General features: G+C 68.7%; 16 protein-coding genes. 7 read left to right on the forward strand and 9 right to left on the reverse strand.

All coding sequences use genetic code 11. From position 1 onward, the window contains the following. Positions 1-6 precede the first annotated feature (6 nt). The gene (locus tag CP970_RS07465) at positions 7-1,437 is read left to right on the forward strand and encodes a PP2C family protein-serine/threonine phosphatase (protein ID WP_055548228.1); all 1,431 of its coding nucleotides are present in this window, start codon (positions 7-9) and stop codon (positions 1,435-1,437) included. 150 nt (positions 1,438-1,587) lie between these two features. Here the strand turns inward: CP970_RS07465 and CP970_RS07470 are convergent, their stop codons facing one another. The 4 genes from CP970_RS07470 to CP970_RS07485 all read right to left on the reverse strand — a co-directional run bounded on the left by CP970_RS07470 (position 1,588) and on the right by CP970_RS07485 (position 3,095). Further along, positions 1,588-1,938 carry an ANTAR domain-containing protein gene (locus CP970_RS07470; RefSeq protein ID WP_055548226.1) on the reverse strand — a complete coding sequence of 117 codons (351 nt, stop codon included), beginning with the start codon at positions 1,936-1,938 and terminating at the stop codon, positions 1,588-1,590. 61 nt (positions 1,939-1,999) lie between these two features. Continuing rightward, complete coding sequence (locus CP970_RS07475; RefSeq protein WP_055548224.1) at positions 2,000-2,356, reverse strand: PRC-barrel domain-containing protein; 357 nt, start codon at positions 2,354-2,356, stop codon at positions 2,000-2,002. A gap of 41 nt (positions 2,357-2,397) precedes the next feature. Next, positions 2,398-2,757, reverse strand: a complete 360-nt coding sequence (locus CP970_RS07480; protein ID WP_055548222.1) for an ANTAR domain-containing protein — start codon at positions 2,755-2,757, stop codon at positions 2,398-2,400. 68 nt (positions 2,758-2,825) lie between these two features. Continuing rightward, on the reverse strand, positions 2,826-3,095 hold the full coding sequence (locus CP970_RS07485; RefSeq protein ID WP_055548219.1) for a hypothetical protein: 270 nt from the start codon (positions 3,093-3,095) through the stop codon (positions 2,826-2,828). A gap of 698 nt (positions 3,096-3,793) precedes the next feature. Here CP970_RS07485 and CP970_RS07495 point away from each other — a divergent pair. From CP970_RS07495 to CP970_RS07510, 4 genes are all read left to right on the forward strand, one after another. Further along, complete coding sequence (locus tag CP970_RS07495; protein ID WP_055548215.1) at positions 3,794-3,967, forward strand: hypothetical protein; 174 nt, start codon at positions 3,794-3,796, stop codon at positions 3,965-3,967. Positions 3,968-4,059: 92 nt separating this feature from the next. Further along, a complete protein-coding gene (locus tag CP970_RS07500; protein ID WP_079043547.1) occupies positions 4,060-4,233 on the forward strand; it encodes a CsbD family protein in 174 nt (57 codons plus the stop codon). Positions 4,234-4,363: 130 nt separating this feature from the next. Continuing rightward, positions 4,364-4,990 carry a hypothetical protein gene (locus tag CP970_RS07505; protein ID WP_055548213.1) on the forward strand — a complete coding sequence of 209 codons (627 nt, stop codon included), beginning with the start codon at positions 4,364-4,366 and terminating at the stop codon, positions 4,988-4,990. After that, a complete protein-coding gene (locus CP970_RS07510) occupies positions 4,987-5,406 on the forward strand; it encodes a hypothetical protein (RefSeq protein ID WP_191094881.1) in 420 nt (139 codons plus the stop codon). Before CP970_RS07505 ends, CP970_RS07510 begins: the two co-directional genes overlap by 4 nt. 192 nt (positions 5,407-5,598) lie before the next feature. Here the strand turns inward: CP970_RS07510 and CP970_RS07515 are convergent, their stop codons facing one another. The 4 genes from CP970_RS07515 to CP970_RS07530 form a co-directional block, all read right to left on the reverse strand. After that, positions 5,599-6,027, reverse strand: coding sequence for a hypothetical protein (locus tag CP970_RS07515; RefSeq protein ID WP_055548211.1), 429 nt, complete (start codon positions 6,025-6,027; stop codon positions 5,599-5,601). Between the two features lie 143 nt (positions 6,028-6,170). Beyond that, a complete protein-coding gene (locus CP970_RS07520; protein ID WP_224058314.1) occupies positions 6,171-6,731 on the reverse strand; it encodes a DUF6328 family protein in 561 nt (186 codons plus the stop codon). 132 nt (positions 6,732-6,863) lie between these two features. Further along, positions 6,864-7,928 carry a fatty acid desaturase family protein gene (locus CP970_RS07525; protein ID WP_206188647.1) on the reverse strand — a complete coding sequence of 355 codons (1,065 nt, stop codon included), beginning with the start codon at positions 7,926-7,928 and terminating at the stop codon, positions 6,864-6,866. An 18-nt stretch (positions 7,929-7,946) separates the two neighbouring features. After that, complete coding sequence (locus CP970_RS07530) at positions 7,947-9,035, reverse strand: ferredoxin reductase (protein ID WP_055547805.1); 1,089 nt, start codon at positions 9,033-9,035, stop codon at positions 7,947-7,949. A gap of 744 nt (positions 9,036-9,779) precedes the next feature. On the opposite strand from CP970_RS07530, the gene CP970_RS07535 reads away from it, so the two are divergent. Next, positions 9,780-10,745 carry a restriction endonuclease gene (locus tag CP970_RS07535; RefSeq protein WP_055547803.1) on the forward strand — a complete coding sequence of 322 codons (966 nt, stop codon included), beginning with the start codon at positions 9,780-9,782 and terminating at the stop codon, positions 10,743-10,745. Positions 10,746-11,579: 834 nt separating this feature from the next. On the opposite strand, the gene CP970_RS07540 is transcribed toward CP970_RS07535, so the two are convergent. Beyond that, the gene (locus CP970_RS07540) at positions 11,580-11,978 is read right to left on the reverse strand and encodes a FadR/GntR family transcriptional regulator (protein WP_317987144.1); all 399 of its coding nucleotides are present in this window, start codon (positions 11,976-11,978) and stop codon (positions 11,580-11,582) included. A gap of 389 nt (positions 11,979-12,367) precedes the next feature. Here CP970_RS07540 and CP970_RS07545 point away from each other — a divergent pair, with 389 nt between their 5' ends. Continuing rightward, on the forward strand, positions 12,368-12,748 hold the full coding sequence (locus CP970_RS07545) for a DUF3662 domain-containing protein (RefSeq protein WP_063806095.1): 381 nt from the start codon (positions 12,368-12,370) through the stop codon (positions 12,746-12,748). Positions 12,749-13,509: the final 761 nt, after the last annotated feature.

A 13,509-nucleotide genomic window follows, 5' to 3' on the forward strand; every position in this document is an offset into this window, starting at 1 on the left:
GGAGGCGTGGAGGAGCGTGTGGAGCTGTCGCCGGAGCAGGAAGCGCGGCGGATCGAGGCAGTGCGTCGTTACGACATCCTGGACACCCCGCCGGATGGGGCGTTCGACCGGATCGCCGCACTCGCCGCCCGCCTCTTCGACGTCCCGGTGGCGACGGTGACGATCGTGGACACCGACCGGGTGTGGTTCAAGGCCGCCTACGGCCTGGCGGAGGTCACGCAGATCGGCCGGGACCCGGGTCTTTCCACCTCGGCGATCCTCACCGACGGGCCCCTGGTCGTGCCCGACACCCTCCAGGACCCGCTCGCCCGCGCCCACACGCTGGTGACCGGCCCGACGCGGGCACGGTTCTACGCCGCCGCCCCCATCACCACGCGTGACGGGCACCGCCTGGGCACCGTCGACGTCATGGACACCGAGCCGCGCCGGATCACCTCCGGGCAGGCCGGTGCCCTGGCCGACCTGGCGGCGCTGGTGATGGACGAGTTGGAGCTGCGCCTCAGCGCGCTGCGCATGCTGCGGGTGGAGCGGGAGCTGGTCGTGGTCGAGCACGCGGCGCGGGAGCGCGCCGAGCGCGACCGGGCGGAGATCGCCGCGTACGCCTCCACCCTGCAGCGCACCCTGCTCCCGCCTGCCCTGCCGGAAGTACCGGGGCTGGAGGCGGCCTGCCACTACACCACCGCCTCGGTCCGCGATGTCGGCGGCGACTTCTACGACGTCTTTCCCCTCGGCGCCGGGCGGTGGGCGTTCTTTCTCGGCGATGTGAGCGGCCGGGGCGCACCGGCCGCCGCACTGACCTCGCTGATCCGCTACACCCTGCGCTCCACCGCCCTACTGGAGCCGGACCCACACGCCGTACTGCGGGCTCTGAACTCCGCCCTGCTGGCGGACTCGGCCGACGGCAGCCGCTTCTGCACCCTGATCTTCGGCACCCTCGTCCCCAACCCCGCCGGCGGCTTCGTCATCACCTTGACCGGTGGCGGCCACCTCCCGGCCTACCACCTGCACCCGACCCGGCGCGACGGGCTTTTCCAGGCTCTCGCCCGAGCCGAGCCGGTGAACCTGCCCGGCGGGATGCTCGTCGGCGCCCTGCACCAGGCGGACTTCACCACCCGCACCGTTCAACTCTTGCCCGGTCAGGCGCTCTTCCTCTACAGCGACGGGCTCATCGAGGGCCGTACCTCCCGGGGCGCCCGGTTCGGCGAGAGGGGCCTGGCCGCCCATCTCACCCATCATGCCGCCACCAACTGTGCCCTCGGCGCCGCCGCGATCATCGGCGACCTCACCACGCTCCTCGCCTCCTTCCCCACCGGGCCCGCCGACGACGTCGCGCTCCTCGCTCTCAGCGCCGCCTCACAGACGCCCGCCACAGCACCCTCCGGCGCATCGGGCACCGCCCACACCAGCGTGCCCCTCCCCGACCCCCACAGCACTTGACCAGGAAGAACGACGGTGGAGCTGCTGGGCCGGGGTGTTTGAGATCCGCACGGCGGGCTACCCGACAAGGGCATCCGAGGTCGGCCCGGACGAAGGCACCGCGAGTTGAGATCACAGCTCCCGGTGCCGCCCGCAGCGCGCAAGCAACCGCTACCGGCTGTTGAGGCGCTTCAGCGCGTGGCGTAGCTCGCGTTGCATCTGCTCGGCGAGCGGCTCACCCCGTGCCGTGGCCACCAGGGCCGCAGCCACGTCCCGGAGCTTGACGTTGCAATGCTGCGAGACGTCTACCAGCAGGCCCCAGGCCCGCTCGCTGGAACAAGGCGCCAGGGCCATGATCATGCCCCGCGCCTGGTCGATCACCGCACGGCTCGACAGCGCCTTGCTCAACTGATCGTTCTCCGCGCGCAGTTGGAGGACCTCGGCCACGAGAGCCGCATCCCCTGCCGAAACCGCAGCCGTCAACAGCCGCTGTCCACCGTAGGCCGTGGCCGATTGATGCATGGCGCCTACCTCACAACGCAGTGACGAGAGCCATAGCCCATGCCCCAGGGGCGACAAGTAGCTAGCGGCGGGCGAGTCGCCGCTCCCCGGCCGTCCCGGTCTCGTAGGGCAGCCCGTAGTGCTTGAAGATCGCTGCCTCGTCCTCGGCGGGCAGGACGTCGTCGGTGCCGATCGAGGGGGCTGTCTTCACCAGTGCCTTGGCATAGGCGACTTTGAGGTAATCCGGGCCGACAATCGCGTCGTCGAGGGGGACGAACATCAGCCGGCGTCGGGCGGGCGGTCCGGTCCGCACGGTGGCCATGGCCGGCTCGTCGGTGGTGGTGTCCACATAGACCGCTTCGAGGACACCGATCTTGTGTGTCTCGGTGTCGACGACGGCGAGGTCGCGCCACTCTCGGACATCGGCTGCGTGAATCATGACGTCTCCCTCCCGGAGGGCTGTTCTGGTTGGCGTGCCGCTCATCGCCGGTCGGCTGCATGGAGGCGCCGCAGCGCACGGCGTAGCGCCCGATGCATCTGCTCGGGAAGAGACTTGTCCTCCGTGGTGGCGACCAGGGCCGCAGCAACCTCTCGCAGCCTGAGATCGCACTGCCGCGCAACATCCACCACCAGCCTCCGGGCTGCCGACCGGCGGCACGGAGTCAGGACCATCACCATGCCGCACGCCTGATCGATGACCGCGCGGCCGGCCATCGTCCGGCGCAGCTCATCGTTCTCGGTGCGCAGGGCGGCGACATCTTGCCCCGGGGACACGCTTCCCCAGGTGGCCTCGACAGCCAAGTTCACCTGCTCCGCTTGGATCGTGGCCGGCCGCTGCATGACAGGTACCTCTCGCCGAGTTCCTCGCACCTGGCCTGACTCCCCGGAGTGTCTGGGCGACCTCCAGGTCACCTGTGGTGCTCACGGTCCCGGCGGTCCTGGCGCATCCAGCGCCCTCGGCGCTGGCGTCGGTAGCGGCGGTCCCAGCGATTCTGCCGATCCCGGTAGTCCCGGTACTCCCCGTAATCGGAATCACTCCCGCGGCCCCGGCCCCCGGTACCGCCCCTGCCGTAGTGGACAAGGGCGAAGACCAACACTGCCGCGGCCACCCACCACAAGGCGTTGAGGAAGCCGAGCCCGAACAGGACCGCGAGGAGGATGAACGGGAGCACGAACACGGTGGGCCTCCCCGGAGCGGAATGGGGCATCGCTGCCGGGGACTGGGGCTTCACCCCACAGCGTAGTCCCGCCCAGAGTCTGCGGATACCTCGCCACGTCACGGTGTAACTGCACGACGTAGAGGCGCACTTGGCATCTGGTCAGCGCCTGCGGCGGAGGCTAGCGTGCGCCGTGCCGCCCCAGCCCCCGGCAGCGCCGAACGGCCCTCGCGCTCCCCAGGGGCGCACCGTGCGCATCGCTGCCGGAACCCGCCGCGTCACGAGCATGGCCGCACCCGCCCCTCGCCCGGCATCCCGGCGCGGCCTCGATGCGCTCCATGCGGGCAACGACCTGCTGCCCGCCGCATCGCACGCATCTCACCCCAGGCGGTACGCATGTACACGCTGATCGTCCCGGCCGCGGCCCCCTTCGTCCTGCTCGCCACTGTCATGGGCCTGTCCTGGTGGGAGGACCACGTCCTGCCGCCAGCTGAGCCGGCCCAGACTCCCGTCGGGACTCCGATTACCCCGGCAGTCCCGGCTGCGCTCCCCCAGCCCGTCCGCCCCCACGGGTCGTTGACAAGGGAAGTTGCCGGGAGTTGACTGACAGCACGGCGTAGGGCCATGCCGCTCCAGACCATGTGGCCGCATTCCACCTTCCCGCTTCGCCAGGACCCCGCGGAAACCAGAAGAACTCCCCGCGATCTGGAGGCCCGGCGATGCTCTTGTGGATTCTTCTCCTTCTGCTGATCCTGGTGATCTTCGGGTTCGGCTTCACCATGCAGATCCTGTGGTACGTCGCAGCTGTACTTCTGGTCCTCTGGCTCGTCGGCTTCGTGATGCGCGGGCGCAGCGGCGGTGGCAGGAGCCGGTTCGGCCGCAGCCACGGCTGATCCGCCCCAGCCCCGTGCCCTGCCCGCGGATAGGGCGGCTTGCACGGCATTCAAGCGCGGGAACCCATCCAGCGGACGAGCAGAGGACAGCCATGAGCGTGGGACGAACGATCAGGCACAAGACACAGGCTTTCACAGGCCGGATCACGGAACGCTTCGGCAGGACCACCGGCAACAGGCGGCTGCGGAGGCAGGGCAGGACCGACCGGATCTCCGGAGATCTGAAGCAGTCCGGCGACAAGGCCAAGGGAGCCTTCCGGCGCTGACCACGAACGCCCCGGTTGGTGCCCACGGCGCGTGGGCACCAACCGGACCGGCCTCAACACGAGTGAGCCGACAGGGATTGATGAAAATGCAGCAGAGCGACCAACGGGGCAAGAACCCAAGAGGCCAGCCATGATCACCATCGTCATCATCGCGGTGCTCGTCATCGCGGCAGCCGCCCTCTTCTTCTTCGTGCGTGGACGTACCCGGGGCAGTGGCGGTCGTGAGCTGAAGCGGCGCTTCGGGCCCGAGTACGACCGTGCCGTCGCCCGACACGACGGCGACACCAAGGGCGCCGACCGGGAGCTCAGTGAGCGGGTGAAGCGGTATGGCTCCCTCAAGGAGCAGCCGCTGTCGCCCGAGGCTCACGAGCACTACGTGACTCAATGGGCCACCGTTCAGGAGCAGTTCGTCGAATCCCCGCAGAAGGCCGTCATCGAGGCCGATGCGCTGCTGTCGCATCTGGCCAGGGACCGGGGCTTTCCCGACGGCGAGCCCTTCGAGGAGCAGCTGGCCGCGCTCTCCGTCCACCATGCCCACTACGTCCAGGGCTACCGCAGCACGCACACGGCCGCCCGCGGCCAGAGCGGCACCGAGGAAATGCGGGAGGCCATGATCGGAGCCCGCAGCCTCTTCGAGGCACTGGTCACCGAGCAGCCGGCCGACTCGGACCGGCGTCGTCCGCAGTCTCCCGACGCCCGCGGTAACGCGCCGTGGGCATTGAACCGGCGCCATGCAAAGGGAAGTGGCACGCGATGATGTACGACCAGGAACGCGCCCAACAGGCCCAGGGCGGAAGGCCCGATCTCGTCGAACAGCACGCCGGGCAGGCGCCTCGCACCGAGTCCGCTCGCGCACCGCGTGAGCCGGCCGCCAGTGCTGATGCATCCGTCCGCACCCCGGGGCCCACGCTGCTGGCGCAGGGCGAGCGGGACAAGCTCATCATGCGGCTCCAGCAGGCCCTCAACGGCTTCGTCGAGAGTCCTCGCCAGGCCGTGGAAGAGGCCGACGGCGTCTTCGACGAAGCCGTCACCCAGCTGACCGAAACCCTCGCGGAGCGGCGCCGCGTCCTGCGCGCGAGCTGGCAGGGCCAGGACTCCGAAGCCCAGACAGAGGAACTACGGCTCGCGCTACGGCAGTACAAGGAGACCACAGAGCTACTGCTGCACATGTAGCGCCCGCCGAGCAGTGAAGCTGCCACCTCGCAGAAAACACAGCCGCCGCCCGAAGCCGGTGCGCAAGCCCACACCGGTCGAAAGTGCGGCGGTTGTGTTCTGGCGCCGGACCGATCCGCTCGATGCCCCGCGGACGGCACCGAGCATGACGTGGTGGACGCGGCTCGGAGGATCTCCCGCCGGCCGGGCTTGTCACACGCGCAGCGCCACCGGCTTCACGCTCCAGCAGGTACCGCAGGAGGCTCCTTCTTGGACCGTGGTCGCGATGAGGAACTGCGGGGGATGCGTCAAGGGGTCCTCCACCTCGATCCTCAGATCATGGTCCGCCAGCCGCAAAATCACACCGTCGCCGCTCGGGACAGCGGCCCAGATCGTCTCGCCCGTCCCGCTCGGCAACGTCATCACCACCGCGCCGAACCGTGCCGCCGGCACCCCCAGGAGCATGCCGGTGGCCTTGTTCACCAACTGGACTCCGGCCCCGCAGACATTCACGGTCCAGTGCTCGCGCGGCCCGTCCTGCGGAACAAGCATGGCGGCGATGGCACTACGACCGAAACCGACCGCCGCCAGATTCAGTCCCGCATCCGATTGCAGCGTGACGGTGCCCACCAGTAACGCCATGAGGCCCCCATTTCCACCTGCCCCTCGACCGCCGCGGACAGCCTCACCCGCCCCCGCCCCCATCACAACCCGCAATCCAGCCACCCCGTCCGACCGGCCCGGCAACAACTCGCTTTCGTGAACCAATTGTTGAAGCAATCGCGTCAACGATCAGTCACGGGACCTCCACCAGCGGCGTCTTGGCCTGAGCCGGTAGCCACCGTCAGATCCACTCGGGCCTCGGCCCGAGCGGCGTGCCACCCGACGAGTTGCGGCAACAGCCCCCACAATCCGCCGCACACCAATAACGTCGCGCTGCCCGCGATCGCCCCCTCGACCCGGCCGAGCACCACGTCGACGACGAGCAGCACAGACCCCGTCAGGGCCAGCATCAACACGCTCATGCCCGCCCCCGCCAGCCGTGAGGAGACCCGCACGATCTCGGGCTTGGCCCCCCGCTGGAACAGCGCGCGATGCAGCGCGGCCGGCGCGGTGAACAGGGCCGCCGCCAGCACGGCGAGCAGCAGCGTCGTGATGTACATCGCGCGCTGCGTCGTGTCGAGCATGGCGAAGCGGGCGGTGAAGGCCAGCGTCAGCAAGAACGCGAACAGGATCTGGACACCGGTCTGGATGATCCGCAGCTCCTGGAGCAGCTCGCCGAAATTGCGGTCGGCCCGCTCCAGCGTCGTCTCCTCGCGCGGCGTACGGGGACTCTCCTCGGCCATGTCCCAGCAAACTAGTCGACACACGCCGAACCGTCGCCAGGCCGGGCAGAGCATGCCGGGCCCACGAGGCGTACGGACAGCCAGGCCCAGGACTCACCCTCGGACCGAACACCTGGATTCCGTCTGTGGAGTTCATTTCCCCGGCACAGCGAAGCGCAGGATGCGTCCCCAGGTCGAGCCGTACTGCCGCCACAACGGGCCGGTGACGTACGGGATGCCGTACTTCTCGCAGAGTTCCCGCACCCGCGGGGCGATCTCGGCATAGCGGTTGCTGGGCAGATCAGGGAAGGCATGGTGCTCGATCTGGTGGCCCAGGTTTCCGCTGAGGATGTGAAAGAGCGGTCCGCCCTCGATGTTGGCGGAGCCCTGGATCTGCCGCAGATACCACTGCCCGCGGGTCTCGCCGTCGATGTACTCCTCGGTGAAGGTCTGCACGTCGCCGGGGAAGTGGCCGCAGAAAATGATGGTGTGCGACCACAGGTTGCGCACGGTGTTGGCGGTGAGGTTTCCCAGCAGGCAGGGCAGGGCGGAGGGCCCGGCGAGGAGCGGGAAGAGCACGTAGTCCTTGGCGAGCTGTCGGGTGGCCTTGCCGAGGAACCCGGTCAGGTCGGCTGCGAGGGAACGCCACGACTTGCGCCCCGCGGCGACTGCATCGGGCTCCAGGTCGTACAGCGCGATGCCCCACTCGAAGAACGGCGCGAGCACGAAGTTGTAGAGCGGCTGAGCGAGATGGCGCGGACGCCAGCGCTGGTCGCCGCTCATCCGGAAGACGACGTATCCGAGGTCCCGGTCACGGTCGACGACATTGGTCCAGGTGTGATGCAGATGGTTGTGGGTGTGCTTCCACGCCTCGGCAGGCGTGAGGAAATCCCACTCCCACGTGGCCGAGTGGATCGCCGGGTCGCCCATCCAGTCCCACTGGCCGTGCAGGATGTTGTGGCCCAGCTCCATGTTCTCCAGGATCTTGGCGACGGCGAGCATGGCTGTCCCCGCCGCCCAGGCGGGTGGGAACAGCGAGACGGCCAGAGCGGCCCGCCCTCCCGCCTCCAGGCTGCGCTGGGCGGCGATCACCGTACGGATGTAGCGGGCGTCGTCGGCGGCGCGCGCGGCGATGATGTCGGCACGGATCCGGTCGAGCTCCTCACCGAGTTCCTTGCCCAAGGCCGTCTCGATGGCGGCAGGACGGGTCAGAGTCACGGGGATCTCCTTGGGTGGCTAGGCGTCGAGGGCCAGCGGTCCGGCTGCCGCCGAGACGCAGGTCTGGATCATCTGGCCGGCCCGGTCGTGGACTTCGCCGGTACGCAGGTCGCACACGCGGCCGTACCTCAGCGGGGTGAGGCAGCCGAAGCAGATCCCGCGCCGGCACCCGTACGGCATCACCACCCCCGCTGACTCGCCGACGACGAGAAGCGGGGTGACCGCGTCCGCGGTGACCTCAACACCGGTATGGGTGAACAGCACCCGGCCACCGGAAGCGGCATCGTGATCCGGCGGCAGGACCGGATCCAACTGGAAACGCTCCACATGGAGCCGCTCGCCGAGCCCCGCCCGGCCCCAATGGCACTCCACCGCGTCGAGCAGGGCGGCCGGGCCGCAGGCCCAGGTCTCCCGCTCGGGCCAGTCGGGGCAGAGCCGGGCCAGATCGTCCGGGGCGAGCCTGCCGTGCGGCCGAGTGTGGTGCTCGACATAGTCCAGCCAGTCCAACCGCCGCCGAGCCGCGTGCAGTTCGGAGCCGAAGATGCTGTCCCGGGCGCAGGGTGCGCTGTGCACCAATACGACATCAGGGTGTGGGGGCCGACGGCTCATGAGCGTACGGAGCATGCCCATGACCGGGGTGATGCCGCTGCCGGCGGTCACCAGCAGGATGCGGGAGGCGAGACGGTCCGGAAGAACGAACTCGCCTTGCGCGGGGACGAGTCGAAGCACCGTGCCCGGTGGAGTCCGGCGGGCCAGCTGCGGAGACACTCTGCCCTCGGGCGTGACCTTGACGGTGATCGTCAGGAGCCCGTCCTGCCGCCCCGGCACCGAGGTGAGGGAGTACGTGCGCCACTGCCACACGCCGTCCATCTCGACGCCGACCGGAAGGTACTGCCCAGGGCGGTGCCCCGCCCAGCCCCGGCCGGGCCGCAGAGCGAGCGTGACAGCATCCGGAGTCTCTGGCCACACCCCTGTCACCCGCCCTACTGGGAAGCGGGCGCCGAGCAGGGGGTCGATCAGCCCGAGATAGTCGTCCGGGGTGAGCGGGCTGGTCAGCCAGGAGGCCACATCCAGCAGCCTGCTTGCGAGGGCCAGTAACTCAGGCATACGCGGATTCCTCTCGTCGCGCAGCACGACGGGTGTTGCGTACGTCGAGTCGTCCCGGGCCCGGCTGAGGCAACGTAACCACGACTGTGTGAACGGACGCGCGCCCAGGAGGCGCATCCCGCCACACGCGGTCTGCGGTATCCGGCGAGCGCGCGTCCGCACAGTGCGGTGGCCTGCGTGGGCAAGTCGGGGCGTGCCAAAGGTAATTGGCCGGATGACCGTGCCGGTTCCGCGACACCCGACCGCCCCATGAAAAGAGACTGGCTCGGGAGCTTACTCACCAGGCTGCTGGACCTTCGCGGGGAGGCAGCCGAACGCCATTGACTGGCTGTCCTGGAAGCCACAGCGGTGAGCCAGCCTGCGCCCGCACAGCCCGCTTCGCTATTGCGACCTCCGCCACCGCACCCCGGCGTCGCGATGACGCGTGAGCGCTCCGGAGTCTTCCAAGGTCACAGGGCGCTCAGGACGAACCGGTACGCCCGGTGTTCACAGCGAGGTGCCGACAAGGGTCACGGCCGACGCCCTCCGCAAAGACCAGGATGCATGTCCATACCCACTGACGGCCGCCCTCGCCCCCGGAGTGGGCACCCGACCATGCACGAGCTGGACGTCTTCTATCGCGTGAAACTGGGGTCGAGTTGATACGCGCGCTGCACAATCAGGTTTGAAGGATGTGGTGTTCGGATCCATCGCAGGCCGAAGGGGCCTGCGCAACGGCTTCGACGTGGAAGGTGCGAATGTCGAATGGGCCACGATGACGCCTACCATTGGCCTCCCGAGCTGTTGGAGCTGCTGATCGAGCTAGTGCCACGGCTGAGCCGAAGCAAGGACGGAGTCCTCGGGTTCTTGCGCGGAGCGGGCGTCAGTGAGGAGCTGCTCGCAGTACACCGACAACAGCTCGCTGCGGACAGGGCAGCAATCAGCAAGTACAAGATTGTTCGTGCCGTACTCAGCCAGATCAACGAGCAAGGCGATGCCGGCCTGCAAGTCCGACGAGAGCTACTCAAGCGGGCGATCGAGTTCGAAGACTTCTCCACGCTGTGGCCAGACGATCGACTACCAGCTCAAGGGCTGCAGGCGAACGCGCGAAGCCTGGTGAACGTCAAGGATTCGTTCACCCGGATGAACCAGGCACGTAACGACGAACGGGCAGCACGGCTTGCTGCACGCACTGCCGAGACGGAGCGCTTGGCTCGGCGACGCGCGGAATTCGCAGCGCTTCGCGGCCGATTTGCCGACCTCTTCAACGAACTGGACCCAAGGAAGCGGGGCACCGCCCTCGAAGGCGTACTGAACGATGTCTTCAAGGCCGAAGGGGTCCTGCTCAGGGAGTCCTTTGTCCTGCGTGACGAGGACGGCCAGGTGGCCGAGCAGATCGACGGCGCGCTGGAAATGGACGGGTCCCAGTACCTCGTGGAAATCAAGTGGCGGGGCGAGCCCGTCGAGATCAACGCAATGAGCCGCCATCTCGTTCGGGTCTACGGACGTTCGGAAGTCCGCGCGCTGTTCATATCGGCCTCCGGGTTCACCGGGCCGGCGATCAAGGAAAGCGAGCGGGCCCTGAACCAGCGAGTGATCGTTCTCGGTGAACTACGAGAACTCATCCTCCTGCTCGAACAGGACGGCGATATCACACACTGGCTGCGCGAGAAGGTCCGCATCGCTCAGCTCGATCGCCGTCCCCTCGCCTTGCTGGGCTCCGACTTCTGAGTCGCCACTCACCAGAACCAAGACCTCACATGCGTGTTCATCCGGCCTCCGCATCAGCCACCACCAGTGCGGACCGCGGACCCCAGCCGATGTGGCACCTGGACGTCCGGGGTCGACCTACAACTGACCGGACCGGAAGTAGTTTCCATTCGGCAGACGGGCACACCTGGACGCCGGAAGGGGCACGAGCCCCTGTGAGGGAGTCGACCAGGCGATCAGGGGCAACGCCCGACCACAGGAAGCGGCGGAAAGCGACCTCGTCAGGATCCGGGCCGAGCGTGTCTTGCGCGCTGGATCCCTGGCCCAGGCCGACCCACCAGCGACCCCCGCGGGAACAGGCCGACGGAGGTCCACATCAGTCACCGCCCCTATTACTGGGGGCCGTGTACGCACGTCTGACCAGGTGGAAGACCTCTCGTACCGTCTCGCCGCAGCGCATGTCCGTCCCTCTGCTCAGCCCATCAACGCGTCGCGTTGCCGGTACCGGGTCGCGTCAGGCGGTCAGGTAAGTGAGAGAGCCTTGGTGATCGGCAGGCCCCTATGGGGACACGCCCCGCCGGCCCGGCACCGGTAACGCACCGTCCCCAATCCGCAGCCGACACGGAGTGATCCAGGCACTTCGGCCAATGTAGTCATGAGTCAGACCTCGGACTCGGGACAGCACCCGCCCATTCTCTCCACGCGCACCATCACCGCGCCGAGGAATGACAGATGCGGCTCGTGTTCACGTCCGAACCTCCACGGCCGTCTGCACCACGGGACGCAAACCTGACGCACCCCGCCAACGCGTCCGCCGCCCCGCGTCTCTACAAGCCCCGGGGGATGCACGCGGTATCAGTTGGGCGCAGCGTGCTGCTCACCGGCGACCTGGTCGAAGTCGTGCGTGGCCTGGGCCAGGAGGTCGAGCATGGCCAGCTCTGCTCGGGGTGCGTCCTGGTCGCATACGGCGTCGAACACTGCCTGGTGGCTGGGCAGGGGGTCGGATGCCTGACTGTGGGAGTGGACCACGCGGTCGCGTTCGCGCAGCCCCGGTTCCAGGAGAAGGTCCATGCGGGCCAGCATCTCGTTGCCGGTGGCGTTGAGCAGCGCTCGATGGAAGGCGGTGTCCGCCTCGGCGGCGTCCGCGGGGGAGTTGGCGTGCGTCTCGGCCATGGCATCGAGGGCACTGCGCATCGCCGCCAGGTCGTCGTCGGTTCGGTGCAGCGCGGCCCTGTGCGCTGCCGCGGGTTCCACGATGGAGCGATCCGGTCCGCGGTGGCTACGCCAACCAGCTCGCCTGCTCCCCGACGACTGCGGGACCCTGTTCACCCTGATCGAACCGGCCAGCGAGCCACTCACTCCCACCGCCTTCGTGGCCGCGGTCGCCAAGCGCGGCAACGCCCCCATCGCCGAGGCCCAGCGCGCCGTCGATGCCGTGCTCCCCGCGCTCGCCGACGACGCCCTGCTACGCCGCATCCTCACCCAACTCCCCCAGGCCACGCCGGCTTGTTCGGCCGCACCGACCCCATGTGACGGTGCAGGAGGCGAACGCAGGCAGCGCTTTTCGCACAGCCGCACGTCTTTGAATGACGATCACTCGTCTGGGGCCGCCTGCCCCGGCACACGCCGGGCAGCAACGGAGGATGACATTCCTCGCAGGGTTCGAACGTCGCATGGATGCGTGGACCAGCGCCTTGTGGTCGAAGATGATCCCGCCCCCTCGGCACCCGCTGGAAGTCGTCGGCATACTGCACCGCGCATGCGACGACCACGCTCTGATCCTCGACCGGCAGCGCACCGTGGTCCCCAACGCCTTCGCCATCGAACTGCCGCCCGAATCCCACCAGCAACTCACCGCCGACGGCGCCAACGTGGGCGGCTACCTTGCCCTCCAGGTACGCCGGTACGCGGCCGAACAGGGCTACACCTTCACCGGCCCCGTGGCAGTACAACTGACGGCTTCCCGCGACACCCGCGTCGGCCGTGTCCGTGTGCACAGCCGGATCGCACCACACCGGCCCTGACCGCTACCGCGGATGTCCCAACGGACCCTTCACTACGACGGGGCGCTCGGGAACGCGCCCGGTTTCCCGGAGAAGATGTCAGGCCACCTGAGCGGGACGGCTGTCCATGACAGCAGGACACTGCGCGATGAGCCGACTCGGCTGGCGTCGCGATTCGTTTGTGTGCGTGCATCGCGGAGAATCCAGCCGCGCCTTCTGGGCCGGGACAGGACGCTGTGCCCTGGGCCATGGCCCTCAAACACGTGACGGTACTGGCACCGTCGGCAGCGCTCATCCCCGAGGCGGACCCCAGCCAAGCGGTACTGGAAAGCTCCTTTTTCAATAGCGCCGAAGAACCGCCCACCCGCGACCGGGTCCGCGCCGTCGTCGTCCCCACCATCGACGAGTGGGGCGAGGTACGAGGCATCCCAGGGGCCCGCTTCACGGTGACCCGCGGCGGAATCCTGATTCGCCGCCTCAACAAGCCGGGTTTCCTCACGATCGTGGGGATTCCCGCCGAAGGCTGGGACGCCGCGGTGGATCTGCCGCAGCGGCCGGACAGGTGGCGGCTCCGTCACCGCAACTCGCCAGGCCGCCCGGGCGTCTTCGCGCACCTCGGTCCCGTGCGGTCTATCGGGATATGCGCCAGCGTCCTATGCTGGCGGGGCTGCCCGAGCCCCCGGCCGTGTGCGCTTGAAGTAGGAAAAAGCACCGGCTCGGCAGGGCGATGAGCCGGCGCTATTGAGCACGGTGTGCTGTCCGCGCCCGCAGAGGCTGGGGCC

This window comes from Streptomyces kanamyceticus, assembly GCF_008704495.1.
Taxonomy (GTDB): domain Bacteria; phylum Actinomycetota; class Actinomycetes; order Streptomycetales; family Streptomycetaceae; genus Streptomyces; species Streptomyces kanamyceticus.

Bases quoted from the DNA above. Each gene is read 5' to 3' on its own strand.
- CP970_RS07470 (WP_055548226.1), bottom strand. From the start codon at position 1,938: ATGCATCAATCGGCCACGGCCTACGGTGGACAGCGGCTGTTGACGGCT.
- CP970_RS07475 (WP_055548224.1), bottom strand. From the start codon at position 2,356: ATGATTCACGCAGCCGATGTCCGAGAGTGGCGCGACCTCGCCGTCGTC.
- CP970_RS07480 (WP_055548222.1), bottom strand. From the start codon at position 2,757: ATGCAGCGGCCGGCCACGATCCAAGCGGAGCAGGTGAACTTGGCTGTC.
- CP970_RS07495 (WP_055548215.1), top strand. From the start codon at position 3,794: ATGCTCTTGTGGATTCTTCTCCTTCTGCTGATCCTGGTGATCTTCGGG.
- CP970_RS07500 (WP_079043547.1), top strand. From the start codon at position 4,060: ATGAGCGTGGGACGAACGATCAGGCACAAGACACAGGCTTTCACAGGC.
- CP970_RS07505 (WP_055548213.1), top strand. From the start codon at position 4,364: ATGATCACCATCGTCATCATCGCGGTGCTCGTCATCGCGGCAGCCGCC.
- CP970_RS07510 (WP_191094881.1), top strand. From the start codon at position 4,987: ATGATGTACGACCAGGAACGCGCCCAACAGGCCCAGGGCGGAAGGCCC.
- CP970_RS07515 (WP_055548211.1), bottom strand. From the start codon at position 6,027: ATGGCGTTACTGGTGGGCACCGTCACGCTGCAATCGGATGCGGGACTG.
- CP970_RS07520 (WP_224058314.1), bottom strand. From the start codon at position 6,731: ATGGCCGAGGAGAGTCCCCGTACGCCGCGCGAGGAGACGACGCTGGAG.
- CP970_RS07530 (WP_055547805.1), bottom strand. From the start codon at position 9,035: ATGCCTGAGTTACTGGCCCTCGCAAGCAGGCTGCTGGATGTGGCCTCC.
- CP970_RS07535 (WP_055547803.1), top strand. From the start codon at position 9,780: ATGGGCCACGATGACGCCTACCATTGGCCTCCCGAGCTGTTGGAGCTG.
- CP970_RS07545 (WP_063806095.1), top strand. From the start codon at position 12,368: ATGACATTCCTCGCAGGGTTCGAACGTCGCATGGATGCGTGGACCAGC.